At 60.0% G+C, this 14,831-nt stretch carries 20 protein-coding genes and 1 pseudogene; 12 read left to right on the top strand and 9 right to left on the bottom strand.

The genetic code is table 11. The features are described 5' to 3' along the window. The first annotated feature begins 3 nt into the window (after positions 1–3). Positions 4–636 (top strand): hypothetical protein, encoded by a 633-nt coding sequence (locus MHY22_RS10350; protein WP_239279234.1) that lies wholly within the window; start codon positions 4–6, stop codon positions 634–636. Between the two features lie 16 nt (positions 637–652). Here the strand turns inward: MHY22_RS10350 and MHY22_RS10355 are convergent, their stop codons facing one another. The 6 genes from MHY22_RS10355 to rpmB all read right to left on the bottom strand — a co-directional run bounded on the left by MHY22_RS10355 (position 653) and on the right by rpmB (position 3,474). After that, complete coding sequence (locus MHY22_RS10355; RefSeq protein WP_204609795.1) at positions 653–1,369, bottom strand: TetR/AcrR family transcriptional regulator; 717 nt, start codon at positions 1,367–1,369, stop codon at positions 653–655. Between the two features lie 102 nt (positions 1,370–1,471). Then, entirely contained in the window at positions 1,472–2,251 is a 780-nt protein-coding gene (locus MHY22_RS10360; RefSeq protein ID WP_239279235.1) for a putative nucleotidyltransferase substrate binding domain-containing protein, read from the bottom strand. Between the two features lie 240 nt (positions 2,252–2,491). Beyond that, positions 2,492–2,746, bottom strand: a complete 255-nt coding sequence (rpsR, locus tag MHY22_RS10365; RefSeq protein ID WP_005279904.1) for a 30S ribosomal protein S18 — start codon at positions 2,744–2,746, stop codon at positions 2,492–2,494. A gap of 15 nt (positions 2,747–2,761) precedes the next feature. Then, positions 2,762–3,067, bottom strand: coding sequence for a 30S ribosomal protein S14 (rpsN, locus tag MHY22_RS10370; RefSeq protein ID WP_005279906.1), 306 nt, complete (start codon positions 3,065–3,067; stop codon positions 2,762–2,764). Positions 3,068–3,070: 3 nt separating this feature from the next. Further along, positions 3,071–3,235 (bottom strand): 50S ribosomal protein L33, encoded by a 165-nt coding sequence (rpmG, locus tag MHY22_RS10375; RefSeq protein ID WP_005279910.1) that lies wholly within the window; start codon positions 3,233–3,235, stop codon positions 3,071–3,073. Between the two features lie 2 nt (positions 3,236–3,237). Further along, on the bottom strand, positions 3,238–3,474 hold the full coding sequence (gene rpmB, locus MHY22_RS10380; RefSeq protein ID WP_005279911.1) for a 50S ribosomal protein L28: 237 nt from the start codon (positions 3,472–3,474) through the stop codon (positions 3,238–3,240). 473 nt (positions 3,475–3,947) lie between these two features. Here rpmB and MHY22_RS10385 point away from each other — a divergent pair, with 473 nt between their 5' ends. The 7 genes from MHY22_RS10385 (at position 3,948) to MHY22_RS10415 (ending at position 9,331) form a co-directional block, all read left to right on the top strand. Then, complete coding sequence (locus tag MHY22_RS10385; RefSeq protein ID WP_005323793.1) at positions 3,948–4,217, top strand: type B 50S ribosomal protein L31; 270 nt, start codon at positions 3,948–3,950, stop codon at positions 4,215–4,217. 15 nt (positions 4,218–4,232) lie between these two features. Then, positions 4,233–4,406, top strand: coding sequence for a 50S ribosomal protein L32 (rpmF, locus tag MHY22_RS10390; RefSeq protein WP_239279236.1), 174 nt, complete (start codon positions 4,233–4,235; stop codon positions 4,404–4,406). Between the two features lie 165 nt (positions 4,407–4,571). After that, a complete protein-coding gene (locus MHY22_RS10395; protein WP_239279237.1) occupies positions 4,572–5,270 on the top strand; it encodes a response regulator transcription factor in 699 nt (232 codons plus the stop codon). Then, positions 5,267–6,826, top strand: coding sequence for a HAMP domain-containing sensor histidine kinase (locus MHY22_RS10400; protein WP_239279238.1), 1,560 nt, complete (start codon positions 5,267–5,269; stop codon positions 6,824–6,826). The genes MHY22_RS10395 and MHY22_RS10400 overlap by 4 nt, the downstream gene beginning before the upstream one ends. A 109-nt stretch (positions 6,827–6,935) precedes the next feature. Further along, positions 6,936–8,402: a S1C family serine protease gene (locus MHY22_RS10405; protein ID WP_239279239.1), complete on the top strand. Its 1,467-nt coding sequence runs from the start codon at positions 6,936–6,938 to the stop codon at positions 8,400–8,402. An 85-nt stretch (positions 8,403–8,487) separates the two neighbouring features. Continuing rightward, entirely contained in the window at positions 8,488–9,096 is a 609-nt protein-coding gene (locus MHY22_RS10410; RefSeq protein WP_239279240.1) for a molybdenum cofactor biosynthesis protein B, read from the top strand. A gap of 16 nt (positions 9,097–9,112) precedes the next feature. Then, positions 9,113–9,331 (top strand): hypothetical protein, encoded by a 219-nt coding sequence (locus MHY22_RS10415; RefSeq protein ID WP_080970467.1) that lies wholly within the window; start codon positions 9,113–9,115, stop codon positions 9,329–9,331. Between the two features lie 111 nt (positions 9,332–9,442). On the opposite strand, the gene mscL is transcribed toward MHY22_RS10415, so the two are convergent. The 3 genes from mscL to MHY22_RS10430 all read right to left on the bottom strand — a co-directional run bounded on the left by mscL (position 9,443) and on the right by MHY22_RS10430 (position 11,371). Next, entirely contained in the window at positions 9,443–9,934 is a 492-nt protein-coding gene (mscL, locus tag MHY22_RS10420) for a large conductance mechanosensitive channel protein MscL (protein ID WP_239279241.1), read from the bottom strand. 111 nt (positions 9,935–10,045) lie between these two features. Continuing rightward, positions 10,046–10,747 (bottom strand): SAF domain-containing protein, encoded by a 702-nt coding sequence (locus tag MHY22_RS10425; protein ID WP_239279242.1) that lies wholly within the window; start codon positions 10,745–10,747, stop codon positions 10,046–10,048. Positions 10,748–10,795: 48 nt separating this feature from the next. Continuing rightward, positions 10,796–11,371: a 5-formyltetrahydrofolate cyclo-ligase gene (locus tag MHY22_RS10430; RefSeq protein ID WP_239279243.1), complete on the bottom strand. Its 576-nt coding sequence runs from the start codon at positions 11,369–11,371 to the stop codon at positions 10,796–10,798. 67 nt (positions 11,372–11,438) lie between these two features. Here MHY22_RS10430 and MHY22_RS10435 point away from each other — a divergent pair, with 67 nt between their 5' ends. The 4 genes and pseudogenes from MHY22_RS10435 to MHY22_RS10450 form a co-directional block, all read left to right on the top strand. Next, on the top strand, positions 11,439–12,365 hold the full coding sequence (locus MHY22_RS10435; RefSeq protein ID WP_239279244.1) for a UTP--glucose-1-phosphate uridylyltransferase: 927 nt from the start codon (positions 11,439–11,441) through the stop codon (positions 12,363–12,365). Positions 12,366–12,420: 55 nt separating this feature from the next. Next, the gene (gene glp, locus MHY22_RS10440; protein ID WP_239279245.1) at positions 12,421–13,731 is read left to right on the top strand and encodes a gephyrin-like molybdotransferase Glp; all 1,311 of its coding nucleotides are present in this window, start codon (positions 12,421–12,423) and stop codon (positions 13,729–13,731) included. Further along, on the top strand, positions 13,731–14,441 hold the full coding sequence (locus MHY22_RS10445; RefSeq protein ID WP_239279246.1) for a GNAT family N-acetyltransferase: 711 nt from the start codon (positions 13,731–13,733) through the stop codon (positions 14,439–14,441). Before glp ends, MHY22_RS10445 begins: the two co-directional genes overlap by 1 nt. A 143-nt stretch (positions 14,442–14,584) precedes the next feature. Continuing rightward, positions 14,585–14,831, top strand: a pseudogene (locus tag MHY22_RS10450) (hypothetical protein); the annotation flags it as partial.

The raw sequence follows: 14,831 nt of genomic DNA on the forward strand, positions 1-14,831 counted from the left end.
CTCATGACTTCTCGCTTAAGCCTCCGCTCGCTCATTGCCGCAGGTTTCGTCCCGCTCGTGGCCGCCAGCCTCGCGCTGAGCGGTTGCAGTGACTCCACGGACGACGCTGCCCCGAGCTTCAAAGGGAAGGGCAGCGGAATGACCACGGTCAATAACTCCGACAGAGAAGAGGAAAACGCCGAGGAATCCACAGCCGCGCAAGAGACTGTAACCAAGCAAGAGGAAGCCCCTGAGGAACCGCCGGTAGTTACGGTCACGCAGACGGAAAAGCAGGAGGCCCCGTCTTCCACCGGTGGGGGTCAGAAGACGGGTGTGGGAAACTACATTTCTGATTTCAACGAGTACGGATGGCTCGACGGAGGCTACGCCAACTGTCAGCGCTTTGAGCGTGCCTTGTTCGCTGGGGCTGGTCCCGACGGCAGGGTCATCATTTGCGAGACCGGAGGTGGCGACAAGATCTATCGATCGTCGATGTTTGATGGCCAGTTCCAGACGAGCGACGTTACCCAAGACGGCAATAACTACTACGTCAATGCGGATCCGTCGATCATAGTGGTGACCCCGAGCGCAGTGAGCGTGCGCGAGGGCGGCGGATTGGCCGCCACGGGCGAATTCACGGAGTCGTGGCAGCGCTAACGCGGAAAACGAGGGGCTAGCGCGACTTCTTCTTGCGGTCGGCCGCAGCGGCGGCGGCCGCAGAGATGGAGTCGTTGCGATTCTTCAGCAGCTCGAGGGTAGTTTCCTCGGCATTGTCGGGGACGGAGGCGCCGAGGACGGCCAAGGCGGCGTCGGCAAGCATGGCGGCAGTCTCCGGAACCGACTGGGAAGCGTCGAACGGAGGGGTGCCGTTATTGGGGCGCATTTCAATAACGGACAGCGCGATGTGGAAGGGTAGCTCCACGCGGGGGTCATCCTCGCCCACAATGGCGGCGGCAGTGGAGCGGAAATGATTCTGCAGGCGGTCGCGCGACTCGTGATACTCGGAGAACTCCGAGGAATTGGCCACCGGCAGCTGATACAGGCGGCCCACGTTCCAGCCACTGGTGAGCAGCAGACGCGATTCCGCGGCGACCAAAGACCACAGGCGCTGTGCTGGGGCCGCGTCGGTACCCGCCAACTCATCGGCCAATTCCAAGGAGGGCTCGATGGTGGAATTGAGCAGCGTCAGGAAAATCTCCGTCTTGGACGGGAAGTGGTAGTACAGCGACGCCTGACGGATGCCCACCGCGTCTGCGATCTGGTGCGTGGACGTGGTAGCAAAACCCTGAGTAGTGAAAAGCTCGGAGGAGGCGTCCAGGATCTCCTCTCGGGCGCTATTGCCCCTGCGCCGCGGGCTGTGTTTACGCGGCCTACCGACATTGCCTGCCATGCGGTGGGACGCCTCCTTTCGCAAAAGAGAAATCACTTCTAATAATCAACTGTACAATCTTATGCCCGACTAGGTACTGCTTCCGAATCCGCACCGTAGAGACTATTTATATTCTTCCGTCCGACGGGCAATAGACTCAAACGCCGCCGAGACAATGCGGCACGCGGAGCCATAAGCAGTGCGGTCCAACGGCGGGAGATCGCGCAATGTTGCCGAGTGATCACTAACGCCCTCGTACCAACGGCGCAACTCTAACGCATAGCCAGTGCGCCACGCTAGGTCCAAAGCCTCTGCATCAGCGGCGCTAAGCAGATCGCGTTCCACGCCGATCGCTAAGCGATCCACCGTGGGGCGCGGCCCCGGCGCCGCCCAGCGTGCGATTGCCGCGATGGGGGAGAGCAGTGTGACTTTAATATCCACCGCTGTATCGCGGTCCGGCAGGCCATCGACCATCTTTAGGGCAGGAGGGCGCTGGCCCAAGGCTTCTTCCAGTAGCGCTTGTTCTCCGCCGTTTCCAAGGGGCAGGCCGGCGTCGACTCGCGCGGCGATGGAATCGGCGGCTACGTGAGCCTGGAGACCGACATCAGCGAAGACCTCTTGCAGATCGGCATCTTCACCCATCCACACCACGGGCATGGAGGGCAACTGGTCGCCACGGGCGGCAGCGCCGCTAAGACGGACCGGGGAGTTGACCCCCGGGGAGCGAACAATATCCGTAATCAGCCGGGAATACCAGTGGGCCAATTCAATCTCATTGTCCTGGTGGGCGACCGCGTTGCGCAAGATATCTTGGGCCTCTGCGAGCAGTCCGCGGGCCGTAGCGCGAGACTGGCAGTGCGGGGCGAGCTCGGAGAGATCGAGTAGGGATTTGTGCAGGGCCATTGCTCACTGCCTTTCACTAGTGCGGGGCCAGTGTACCCCGCCGGCTGCGGGGTACACGAATGTTTTCAATCTAACACCTCAGCCTGGTAAGCCGGGCATGTGGGCCGCAGGGAAGGGATGGGAGGGATAAAACGACTTTCGCCGCCTGCCCTCGAGGAGGGAGGCGGCGAAAGCTTATGGTTCTTTTACCGTGTCACACTTGCCAGCGGCAAAAGTGCGCTGTTGATACCCAGCTACTGTTTAGCGGGTGGTGAACGGCAGGAGAGCCATTTCGCGTGCGTTCTTGACGGCGGTAGCAACCTGACGCTGCTGCTGCGGGGTCAGACCGGTGACGCGACGGGAACGGATCTTGTGACGATCCGAGATGAACAGACGCAGAGTCTTGGTGTCCTTGTAGTCCACCTTCTCGATGCCCTCGGCCTTCAAAGGGTTCTTCTTTGGGCGACGGCTCTGCTCCATACGGAACTTCTTTTGGTTATTGCGCTTATTAGCCATTGTGCAATTACCCCTTTACCAGCTGGACTTACGAACGCCCGGCAGCTCACCACGGTGAGCCATGCCGCGCATACGGACACGGGACAGGCCGAACTTGCGGAGGTAACCGCGTGGGCGGCCATCGGCAGCGTCACGGTTACGTACGCGGGCTGGGGAAGCGTCACGAGGCTGGCGGTTCAGCTCGAACTGAGCCTCCAGGCGCTCCTCATCCGGGGTGTTCGGGTTCTTGATGATCTTCTTGAGCTCAGCGCGACGCTCCGCGTAGCGGGCGACGATTTCCTTGCGCTGCTCGTTCTTAGCGATCTTGGACTTCTTAGCCATTGATTATCGCTCCTCGCGGAATTCGACGTGCTTGCGGGCAATCGGATCGAACTTCTTCAAGGTGATGCGATCCGGGTTGTTGCGCTTGTTCTTACGGGTCACGTAGGTGTAACCGGTGCCCGCAGTGGACTTAAGCTTGATGATTGGGCGGATATCGTTACGTGCCATACTTAAATCTTCTCCCCACGTGCGCGAATCTTAGCCACAACGGACTCGATGCCATCGCGGTCGATGATCTTCATGCCCTTCGTGGAAACATTCAGGGTGATGGTACGGCCCTCAGAGGGCAGGTAGTAGCGACGACGCTGCACGTTGGGGTTCCAACGGCGCGAAGTGCGGCGGTGCGAGTGCGAGACCTGCTTGCCGAATTCCGGCTTGCGGCCCGTTACCTGGCAAATAGCCGACATGGGTCTTCTTTCTCCTAGCCGCCCACATCATGGCTATAGACAATGAAGCGCCGACTGCCGTGTGAGGGTGGCAGTGCTCAAAAGTGAGGTGTGAGCGGGTGCGGCGCCATCGTCAAACACCAGTAGACGGGGCGTAAAACGTATATTTTGACAACAGCAAGGGAAAATCTTACAGCCTCGGACGCGAATTACCTAATCGCTATCTTGCTGTGACAGGTGGGCCGTTTGCCGTGCTGGGGTGGTGTTTGCCTGTGGGGCACCGTTAAGCGTGGCGCAAGAAACGGGAGTGAAATGAGTGGTTGCCGCTGGTTGGGGATTTCGCATATGGGTTAGTTGACTGTAGGATAATTCAGGTTGTTGACCCGTGCCGCGCGGCGCGCGGTTAACAGAGTGAAATTTGTACGTCCCAACTCGGGCACGATCCACGCTAAGGGTGTGGAACCGACCCGTAGTCCAACCCTGAGGGAATATATATGAAGAAAGATATTCACCCGGATTACCACCCGGTAGTCTTCCGTGATGCTGGTACCGGTCACTCCTTTTTGACCAAGTCCACCGCTTCCTCCGACCGCACCGTTGAGTGGGAAGACGGCAACGAGTACCCACTGATCGTCGTTGACGTTACCGCTGAGTCCCACCCGTTCTGGACTGGTGCACAGCGCGTTATGGATACCGCCGGCCGCGTCGAGCGCTTCAACCAGCGCTTCGGTGGCATGGCACGCCGCAAGAAGAAGAACGCGTAAGGAGGAGAGTAGAAAATGGCAACTCCTAAGTTTAAGAAGTCCCGTGCGAACACCCACGCACGCCGTTCCCAGTGGAAGGCTGACAATGTAGCCCTCCAGGACGTCACCATCGACGGCCAGACCGTCCGTATCCCGCGCCGCCTGGTTAAGGCTGCCAAGCTGGGCCTGGTTGACGTAGAGCAGTTCTAAGCTCGCTCTTTAATCTCCCCGTCCGCTCTCGATTAGAGGGCTGGGCGGGGATTTTTAGCTTTAGAAGCGTTCTATAAGCATGTTTTAGCCGTATTTGGGGGACTGTGGGGGTAAATATTTCCCTAAACTTCATGAAGTTGACTGCCATAAGTAATAATTAGGCCCATGAAAATCCTTGTGGTGGATGATGAACAAGCCGTCCGCGAATCGCTACGCCGTTCCTTACGCTTTAACGGCTACGAAGTGCTGACCGCTAACGACGGCTTGGAGGCCGTGGAGACGGTGCGCGCTGAGAATCCCGAATTGCTGATTCTGGACGTCATGATGCCCAACATGGATGGCCTCGAGGTGTGCCGCAGCCTGCGCAGTGAGGGTTGGGACCGTCCGATCCTCGTTCTAACTGCGCGCGATGGTGTTTCGGACCGAGTGGCTGGCCTTGATGCCGGCGCTGATGACTACCTGCCAAAGCCGTTCGCATTGGAGGAGCTCTTGGCCCGTGTGCGCTCCTTGGTGCGCCGCGCCTCCGCAGATTCCATCGCAGCTGAAGCCCCAGTGGAAAGCAAGCTGAGCTTCAAGGACCTTGAACTCGACGCTGATACTCGCGAAGTCAGCCGCGGTGGCCGCGCAATTTCCTTGACTCGTACCGAGTTTGCGTTGCTGCAGCTGCTGATGGAAAATCCCCGCAAGGTTCTCTCCCGCAGCAAGATCTTGGAAGAAGTATGGGGCTACGATTTCCCTACCTCCGGCAATGCTCTCGAGGTCTATATCGGCTACCTGCGTAAGAAGACCGAGGGCGAGGGCGATGCTCGCCTCATCCACACGGTCCGTGGCGTGGGCTATGTTTTGAGGGAGTCTAATCCGTGATTTTAAGGAAGCCCGCTTCCCCTGCGGTGGCTTCCGGTAAAGTACAGTCCACCCCTCTTACCGAGTTCTCTGATCGTCAGGGGAGTTGGGCTTCACGGACGCCACTGCGGTGGCGCCTTGCTACTGTTACTGGCCTTGTGGTGGCCGTAGCCGTTGCCTTGATGACGTTGGCAACGTATTGGGTTGTTTCTATGTCCCTTACTGCCTCAGTCGATGACCGCTTGGAGGCCAAGGCCGATGTCTTGTTGCGGCAAAGCCAAGACCCGCGGTTCATGGATAACGTGGATCAGGAAATCGAGGACTTTAAGTCCTATAACCCCGGCACCCGCGTAGCCCTATCACCGCCCTCCATGAGCTTTTCCTACGGCGACACCATTCCTGTGGGCGGGGACTTCCACCGAACGGAGGATTACACGGAAACTTCCGTGCGTACCGTGGGTGGCGAGCGAGTGCTGGCCAAGCGTCATGATCTTGGTTCTACCGTGGTCGTTGCTCAGTCTCTCGCTCCCACGCAAGGGCTCATAGCCATCTTGGGCACGGTGCTTCTGATTATCGTTGGCCTTGGCATCTTGCTCGCCATTTTTGCAGGCCTCATCGTGTCCAAAACCGGTATGCAACCCATCGCCCGGCTGAAGCGAGCGGTGGATTACGTGACGCAGACCAACGACCTGCGTCCTATTGAGGTCTCTAATAACGACGAGATGGCGCAGTTGACCACCTCCTTTAACCAGATGCTGGAGGCACTACAGGAATCCCGTTCGCAGCAGTCTCAATTCGTAGCCGATGCCGGACACGAGCTGAAGACCCCGCTGACCTCTATGCGTACCAATATTGAGCTTTTGATGATGCTCAATCGCGCCGGTGGTGGCTTTGGTATTAGCGATGAGGACCGCAAGGACCTCGAAGATGACGTCATGTCCCAGATGAATGAGCTCTCCACCTTGATTGGAGACCTCGTTGATTTGGCGCGCGAGGACGGCAATGAGCGTGAACCGGAACCGGTTGACCTTTGTGAAGTCATGATGGCTTCGCTGGAGCGAGCGCGCCGCCGCCGTCCCGATGTGGAGTTCTTGGTGCGCTTTATCCCGTGGGAGCTGGACGGCGACCCCTTCGCATTGGGCCGTGCCACGCTTAATCTCATGGATAATGCGGCCAAGTGGTCGCCGGCTACTGGCACGGTGCGCGTGTCTATGGATCAGCTATCCACCCGCGAGGTGCGCCTGCGCTTTGATGACTCCGGGCCTGGCATTGCGCCGGAGGAGAGGGAGAAGGTCTTTGAACGCTTCTACCGTTCGGCGGAAGCGCGTTCCATGCCGGGCTCGGGCTTGGGCCTGGCCATTGTGAAATCGGTGATTGAGCGTCACGATGGCACCATCAAGATCCGCGAGTCTAATGATGGTGGTACCCGCATGGAAGTCATCTTGCCGGGCAAGCCTGTGTCGGGTGAGGTTTTCGTGGACGGTTTGGCAGATCCGCATGAGGGGCTGCCGGGTGGTAAGGAAGACCCGAGCGACCGCGGTGAAATCTTTGCGCAGCGCTGGTTTAATCAGGGCTAGCGTATAAGCGTTTATACTGGTGAGATAATACAGCAAACTTTCAGGAATTCCTAGTAGGTTGGCAGATCAGTATCAGTCTTGACCAAGCGAAGTGAGGCATAGTTTTCTCATGAACATGAGGAATGACAATTACCGCGGCTTTGATGGGAACTCCCCGGAGGGAGCGTCCCAGGAAGGTCCGGGTAGGGCCGAGCCGGTTCAGGACGGTCCGAACTTTGGAGAAACCCACCAGCAAGATGTCGTGGCTGGCAACGCTGGCCCCTACAGTGACGGAATTGGCCCCTACAGCGGCGCTGGCGCGCAGGCACAAGAGACCGGCTCCTATTCGCAAGGATGGAATCAACCGCGCGGCGGTGCTGTAGGCGATGACCCGCGAACGCTAGGTTCGCTGGGGTCCTATCCGAATGCCCCACATGCCCAAAGCTTTAGCGGTCAGGGGCAGGAAGGCCCGATGGTCACTCCTCTGCCCCCGCAGCCGGAGCAAAAGAAGAAAATCGGCTTGGGTGCCGCCACCGCTTTGGCGGCCGTAGCCTCCATCGCAGCGGGCTCGATTGCCGGCGCTGTTGTTGGCTGGACTTCCGGGGGAGGCAATAACGATACCTCCGTGGTCAATGAAGCCCTCAAAGCAGAGCCGGCCAACAATAGCACCGGTAAGGAACCGGAACAGGGTTCCGTTGAAGAAGTGGCCTCCAAGGTTTTGCCGGCGGTGGTTTCTATCCAGACGATGACTCGGACTGGTGGGGCTGAAGGCTCCGGTTCTGTCATCTCCCCAGATGGTTATGTACTGACCAACCACCACGTGGTTGCCGGTGCTGAGCACGGTGGCATGATGCAGGTGACCATGAATGACGGCAGTAAGCATGATGCTGAGGTGGTGGCCTCGGATGCGAATACGGACGTTGCCATCGTGAAAATCAAGGACGTCAAGGACCTGCCCTTCTTGCAATTCGGTGACTCCGATTCCGTTGCTGTGGGCCAAGAGGTAGTGGCCGTGGGCTCTCCTTTGGGGCTAAACGCGACCGTGACCTCCGGTATCGTATCGGCAAAGAACCGTCCCGTTCGCGCTTCCCAGGAAGGCGGCGAGTCTTCATTGATTGACGCCATTCAGACCGATGCCGCAGTAAACCCTGGCAACTCGGGCGGCCCGCTGGTGGATCGAGACGGCAATATCGTGGGCATGAACTCCATGATTGCTTCGCTGTCTAATAGTTCCTCCGGCGAGGGCGGCTCCATTGGCTTGGGCTTTGCCATTCCATCCAACTTTGCCAAGCGCATGGCAGATGAGCTCATTAACGACGGCAAAGTTTCTCACCCGACCCTTGGCGTGAAGGTGCTAGCGCGCGACGACGGCAATGGTGCCCGCATCGCCGAGGTAGAGCCGGGCGGCCCAGCAGATGAGGCGGGCTTGAAGGATGGCGATATTGTCACCCGCGTCAACGATCGCCTGATCGAAAACGCTGATGCGCTCATCGCGGCGGCGCGATCGCAAGACTTTGGCGCGACGGTGACCTTGGAGGTTACCCGCGAAGACTCGGATGAATCTCGTCAGGTAGAGGTAACCCTCTCAGGCGAGTAAATTACTGTGCAAGACCTCATTAGGCGCTGAATGCGCCGTACCCCACCCCGCCACAAGGCCACAATGCCTTAACTTAAGGAGAAAAATGCCAGATTCGCAGCACGATGTGACCGACTCCGCGCAGCCCGACGGTGCGACCAAGCGCGATTCCTTGATGGATGTTGCCGAACCCGATGATGCCTTCCTGCTGGCAAGCGAGCAGGAGGATAGCCTTGCTGCCCCGCGCCGCGGGCTCATCGTTATTGTCACCGATCATCCTGGTGAGCAATCCGATAGCACTTCTCAGCTGGTAAGCGAGCTGCTCGCGGAGGCCAACTTCCGCGTTGATGGCGCTATCGTAGTGCGCTCCAAGAAGTCCAAGATCCGCCAAGCCATTGAGACCGCCGTGGTCGGTGGTGTGGACGTGGTCCTCACCGTGGGCGGCACCGGCGTCGGTCCGCGCGATAAGACTCCGGAGGCTACCCGCTCCGTCATCGATAAGATGGTTCCGGGTGTGGCACAGGCGCTGCGTTCTTCTGGCCAAGCCTGTGGCGCGGTGGATGCCTGCACGTCCCGCGGTCTATCGGGTGTTTCTGGTTCTACCGTAGTGGTCAACCTTGCTTCCTCGCGCGCTGCGGTCCGTGATGGCATGGCTACCTTGGCGCCCCTGGTACACCACCTCATTGACCAGCTGCAGCAATCTAGCGTCCAGTAAGCGCAGGGCATTTTTCATGACGTCGCGGAGAAACCGCCGGCGAGTATTTCGCCAATCTGCTGCTGCCGACTATGACCGTAGTGCTGATAAGCCCGGCGCACCCGCTGCCCACGGAGCCGATGAAGAGAGAATAGTTACCGTCGATGACGGGGATTCGGCAGCGGCCGAGGGGGAGTCTGGCCAGCGCGATGAACAGTTCTACCGAGAAAATCAGCCCCCACACTACGGTGGCTAGCGCCTAAATCAGGATGCAGGTCTGCAGCCACAGAGGTACTTAAAAGGCCCGCGGTTTCGCTTCCGAGGAAGTGAAACCGCGGGCTCTGCGCTGTATATGCAGCGAAGGGACCTAGGCTTGGTGACGGCCGCCGCCGGTGGAACCGTTATCGGCGTCGGTAGCACCGTGGGCGGAACCGTCAATGCCGGTACCCGGGATGTCCTTATCGGAGACGTTTTGGGCCTCGAGCAGGTCGCGGATTTCCGCGAGCAGTTCCTCGGTAGTTGGGGCAGGGGCCTCAGGGTCTACACCGTGGCGGCGCTTCGCAGCTTCGGTGAGCTTGTTGAGCGGCATGACGATGAGGAAGTAGACCACGGCGGCGATGATGAGGAAGTTAATCGCTGCAGTGATTACTGCGCCGAAGTCCACGAAGGTGTTCTTGTTGTCGGTGATTTGGAAGCCCAATCCGTCCACCTCAGCAGAGCCAAGGGAATTGATGATCGGCTGGATGATGGAGTCAGTAACGGCGGTGACGATTGCGGTGAAGGCGGAGCCGATGATGACCGCGGTGGCAAGTTCGATGACGTTGCCACGCATAATAAAGTCTTTGAAACCCTTGAGCATGGTGATATGCGCAAACCTTTCTGGGAATAACTAAGGGTAGTTAGAAACCATGGACATGGCGAAACTTTAGTGCAGCTGTTAACCAACCACAACTGTTGTGGCTGAAATGGTCTAGCGTTGTTGCGGGTGAGCGCGGTCACCAACAATGACCACCGTGAGTGGTTGGCTTAGCGACGCCGCGGCTACATCATTGGCATGGTCATGGGGCAGTGCGAGCAAAACAGTAGAGGAAGAGGCCTCGCCCTCGGAACTAGAGGTCGACACCACGCGCCCGCCGGTGGCGATAACGCGTGCGGTGGGCGTTGCAGGGGCCGACCCCTCTTCGGCCGGGGCGGATGCGGAGTCGACGGCGGTGACCACGTCCACGGTATCGCCATGGTGTAGGTGGGGGATGATATCTGGCTCGGCGAGCTTCACCGGGATCATCCGTGCAGCCGCGGCGTCGGAGCCGCTAACCAAGCTGGAGACGAGGTCTTCTCCCAAAAGGCGCGCATCGGTAATCACCTCGCCCTTGCCGGCTGCGGCGGTTATCACGCGGCCAGTAAGTTCTTCTGGCTTTGCCGCTACCGCGGAATCGGGGATGGAGGAGGTAGGAAGGCGGGCTAGGTCGACGTCGGCAAGCGCCAGCTCCGCCCCTGCCGGCAGATCGCGGCTAAAGACGGGCACGCGCGGTAACTCCTTGGCCGCCGAAAGAGCCGAAGCCAGCGCGGCAATAAGAAGGGCCACCGCAATGGCGCGGCGCACTACAACGCCGCGGCGGTGGCCAGGAGTACGAAGGGTGGAAAAGAGACGGGGTATACGCGAAGTGGGCATACTCTTTTAGACTGCCCGAAACCGCGCATGGTTCCCGCACCCTGAAAACTAGAAGCGGGTAATGCCCTCTGCGGTGACGGCGGCATCAACCTTGCGGTCATGATCCTCGGTAGGCAGCTCGTCTACAAACTCGGAGGGGTAGACCATGGCGAAAACCGGCGGCTTGCCGTGGGGAAGCGGCTCTAGCGCGCGGTCATAGTAGCCGCCGCCCTTGCCTATGCGGTTGCCCTTGGCATCCACCGCCATGGCGGGGGCGAGCACTAGATCACACTCAGCCAGCACGCTGCTATCAAAGCTCGGGCCCTGGGGCTCATTCAACCCCAGTGGGCTGGTGTGCATAGCTTCCTTGCCGCGGTATTCGGCAAAAGTCAACGTGCCATTTTCGCCGGAGATTGGCAGGAGGACGCGGGAGACATGCTCCTTGAGCCACGGCACAAAGTCAGCACCACCGGGCTCAGTGCCCAAAGGCCAGTAGGCGGCCACGGTCATGGACTCGGTGAGCTCGGATTCGAGATGCTTGCGCACGGCGGCGGTAAAAGCATCGTGGTCCTCGGAGGAAAGTTCGCGGCGGGCCTGGACCAAGCGGGCGCGCAGCTCGTTTTTGGCGGTGATGGAAGAGGTCATAAATAAATCATAACCCCGCGGCGTAGCGGTGCACGGGAAAATAATGTGGCATTGTACGCTATTGTGCATGGCTATAGAACGCGAAGATTCCGCCCGCGGAATCACCACGGTTGTAGTTCCAGCGGCAGGTATGGGCACCCGATTTTTGCCCGCCACCAAGACGGTTCCCAAGGAACTGCTGCCCGTTGTTGATACTCCCGGCATCGAACTCATTGCAGAGGAGGCAGCGTCTGTCGGCGCGCGCCGCCTTGCGGTGATTACCGCGCCCGATAAGCAAGAAGTCATGCGCCACTTCGAGGCTTTCCCCGAGCTGGTAGAGACCCTCGAATCTCGCGGCAAGGACGAACAGGTGGCCAAGGTCAAGCGCGCCAACCAGATCATTCACCCCGTTGCGGTGGAGCAGGAAAAGCCGCTGGGATTGGGCCACGCGGTGGGCCTTGCCGAAGAGGTGCTTGAGGAAGACGAGGATTCCTTCGCCGTCATGCTCCCTGATGACATTGTCTTGCCCGCCACCGTCATGGCGGATATGGCGCGTGTGCGTGCGGCATTGGGCGGCAGCGTGCTGTGCGCCTTCGAGGTCCCGCGCGAGCAGACCTACAACTACGGCGTCTTCGACGTGGAGGATACCGATGCCCCTGGCGTGAAGAAGGTCGTGGGCATGGTGGAAAAGCCGGCAGTAGAGGATGCTCCTTCTAACCTCGTGGCCACCGGCCGCTACCTTTTGGACCGCAAGATCTTTGATGCCCTGCGCCGTATTAAGCCGGGCAAGGGCGGCGAGCTGCAGCTTACTGACGCCATCGAGCTCCTCATTGAGGAAGGTGAGCCCGTCCACGTGGTAGTCCACCAAGGAAAGCGCCATGATTTGGGCAATCCCGGCGGCTATATCCCCGCCAACGTGGACTTTGGCCTGCGCGATGAAAAGTATGGTCCCACGCTGTATAAAGCGATTAAGCAAATCATGGCCGAGTATGAGGACGAGCACGGCCTAGCCTAGGGATTTTCCCGGTGGCCAAGGACGTGGAAGCGAAGAAAGGGCGGGCATAGACCTTATGCGTTCAGTTGATGACCAGTTGGCGCTGGTAACGGATGCGGCGACGACGCCGGAGCCGGTGCGCATCGGTATTTCCAACGCGCTGGGTTTGATGTGCGCCGAGCAGGTACAGGCTAACCAGCCCCTGCCAGGCTTCCCGCAGGCGGCGATCGATGGTTACGCGGTGCGCGCCGTGGATATTGGAGGCGAGCGGGGCCTGCGGGTGCGCCGCCACAAGGACCAGGAAGAACAGTCCGCAGAGGGCGAAGAGGATGCGGATTCCCCGCAGCCGGAGGTAGAGCGTTCCTTGCCCGTGGTGGGCGAGGTTCCGGCCGGCTCCAAGCAGCCGCTGCGCCTGCAACCTAAGCAAGCGGTGCGCGTATATACGGGTGCGCCTTTGCCCACGCTTGCCGACGCCGTCCTGCCCCTCGAGTGGACTGACCGCGGCCGCAAGCGCGTTACCGCCCACCGCCCGGTGCGTTCTGGTGACTTTGTGCGCCGAGTGGGCGACGATATTCAGCCTGGCGATGTCGCCGTATCTTCCGGCACCGTCTTGGGGCCTGCCCAGATTGGCCTTCTAGCCGCGGTGGGCCGCTCAAAGGTGCTGGTGTATCCGCGGCCGCGTATTACCATCATTTCCTTTGGCCGCGAGTTGGTTGACTTGGATCAAGAACCGGCACTGGGCCAGGTTTTTGACGTGAACTCTTATGCCTTAGCTGCCGCGGCCCGTGAAGCCGGGGCGGAGGTGCACCGCGTAGGCATTGCCGAGGGCGAGCCGCGCCGCATCCGCGAAGCGTTGGAAAAGCACATTGCCCGCAGCGAGGTGCTGGTAATCTCCGGCGCAGTGGGCGGCGCTGGTGCCGAGGCTATCCGCGAGATCCTCGACGACCTTGGTGATGTCGATACCTCCCGCGTGGCCATGCATCCCGGCTCCGTTCAGGGCTTTGGACTGGTGGGCGAGGAGCGCATTCCTACCTTCTTGCTGCCGTCCAATCCGGTGTCCGCGCTTGTGGTCTTTGAGGTGTATATCCGCCCGCTCATCCGCTTGGCGCTGGGCAAGCGTAATGCGCACCGTCGCGTGGTGCGTGCCCGCGCGTTAAACCACATCGATTCTCGTCCTGGCCGGCGCGGCTTCATCCGTGCTCGTCTGATGCGCGATGCCGAAACCGCGGACTACTTGGTGGAAGGCCTCGGCGGTGCCGCAGGGGCCCCGGCACACCTCTTGGCCGGCCTTTCAGAGGCCAACGCCATGATTCGCGTGCCGGAAGAGGTCACGGAAATCCGCCCGGGCGATGTGGTTGATGTGTTGTTTTTGACCCAGCGCAGCTAATGCTCGATCCTTTCGGCAACGCGGCGGATAGGTTCCGCCATCCTGCTACCGGCCCCACCGATGACATGCATCCTGGGTGGCCGGAATCTACTCCTCTTGTCCAGCTTCCCTCCTCTTCTGTCTTTCCCTCGGGGGCGCGGATGCGTTTGCGCCCCCTGCTGCGTTCCGACGGCCATGAGTGGCGGCGTCAGCGCATCGACGATGAAAGTTTCCTCCGCCCGGTTGAGCCGACCCAAGCCGCACCGTGGGCGGAGGCGCATAGCCAGCAGGCGTGGTGGAATCACCTGATGTACCTGCGCACCGCCGCGCGTGAGGCGCTGGTGGTCCCGCTCGTCATTGAGGTGGAGGGGAAATTCGCGGGGCAGGTGACCCTGGGAAATATTCAGCATGGCAGCATTCGCGATTGCTGGATTGGCTACTGGGTCTATTCCGCGGTTCACGGCGCCGGGGTGGCTACGGCCGCCACCGCCTTGGGCGTGGACCACGCCTTTGGGCGAGTGGGTTTGCACCGCGTGACCGCCACCTATTTGGAGCATAACCCGGCCTCGGGTCGCGTCTTGACCGTCAACGGGTTTCGGCATGAAGGGTATTTGCGGCGCAATTTGCATATCGACGGCGCGTGGCAGGACCACCACTACGTGGCGTTGGTGAAAGAAGACTTTGCCTCTACGGCGGTGGAGCGCCTGCGCCAAGCTGGACGGTTGGCGTGAAATAGCTTCCCAAGCGCTGGGATTTCCACCTCAATTTTCACATAAGTCACAACATTGTAATTTGTGCGAATTTGGGGTGCTACGGTGCGGTTTCACCGTTTAAGGTGGAGTAATCATCTGTATTCAAGGGGAAGGTCCTATTCGTGTCGACAGCTGTGCCGATTATCGCGATCATCGTGGTGTGGCTCTTCGTGCTCGCACCGTGGCTATTGGGTAGGAATAACCGCCCAATGAGCCATACCGGTGAGGCCTTTGAAGATACCCGGGTCCTCTTCGAAGGAGATTCCGGCAAGGTCGCCGGCCGGCGTCGTCCGCGCCTGCGCGCCGGCGACGTCCACCGTCGTGACGATGAGGACGAGGCGGACTACGAAGTCGTCGAGGCCGCAGACG

Source organism: Corynebacterium sp. ACRPO (genome assembly GCF_022347205.1).
Lineage (GTDB): Bacteria > Actinomycetota > Actinomycetes > Mycobacteriales > Mycobacteriaceae > Corynebacterium.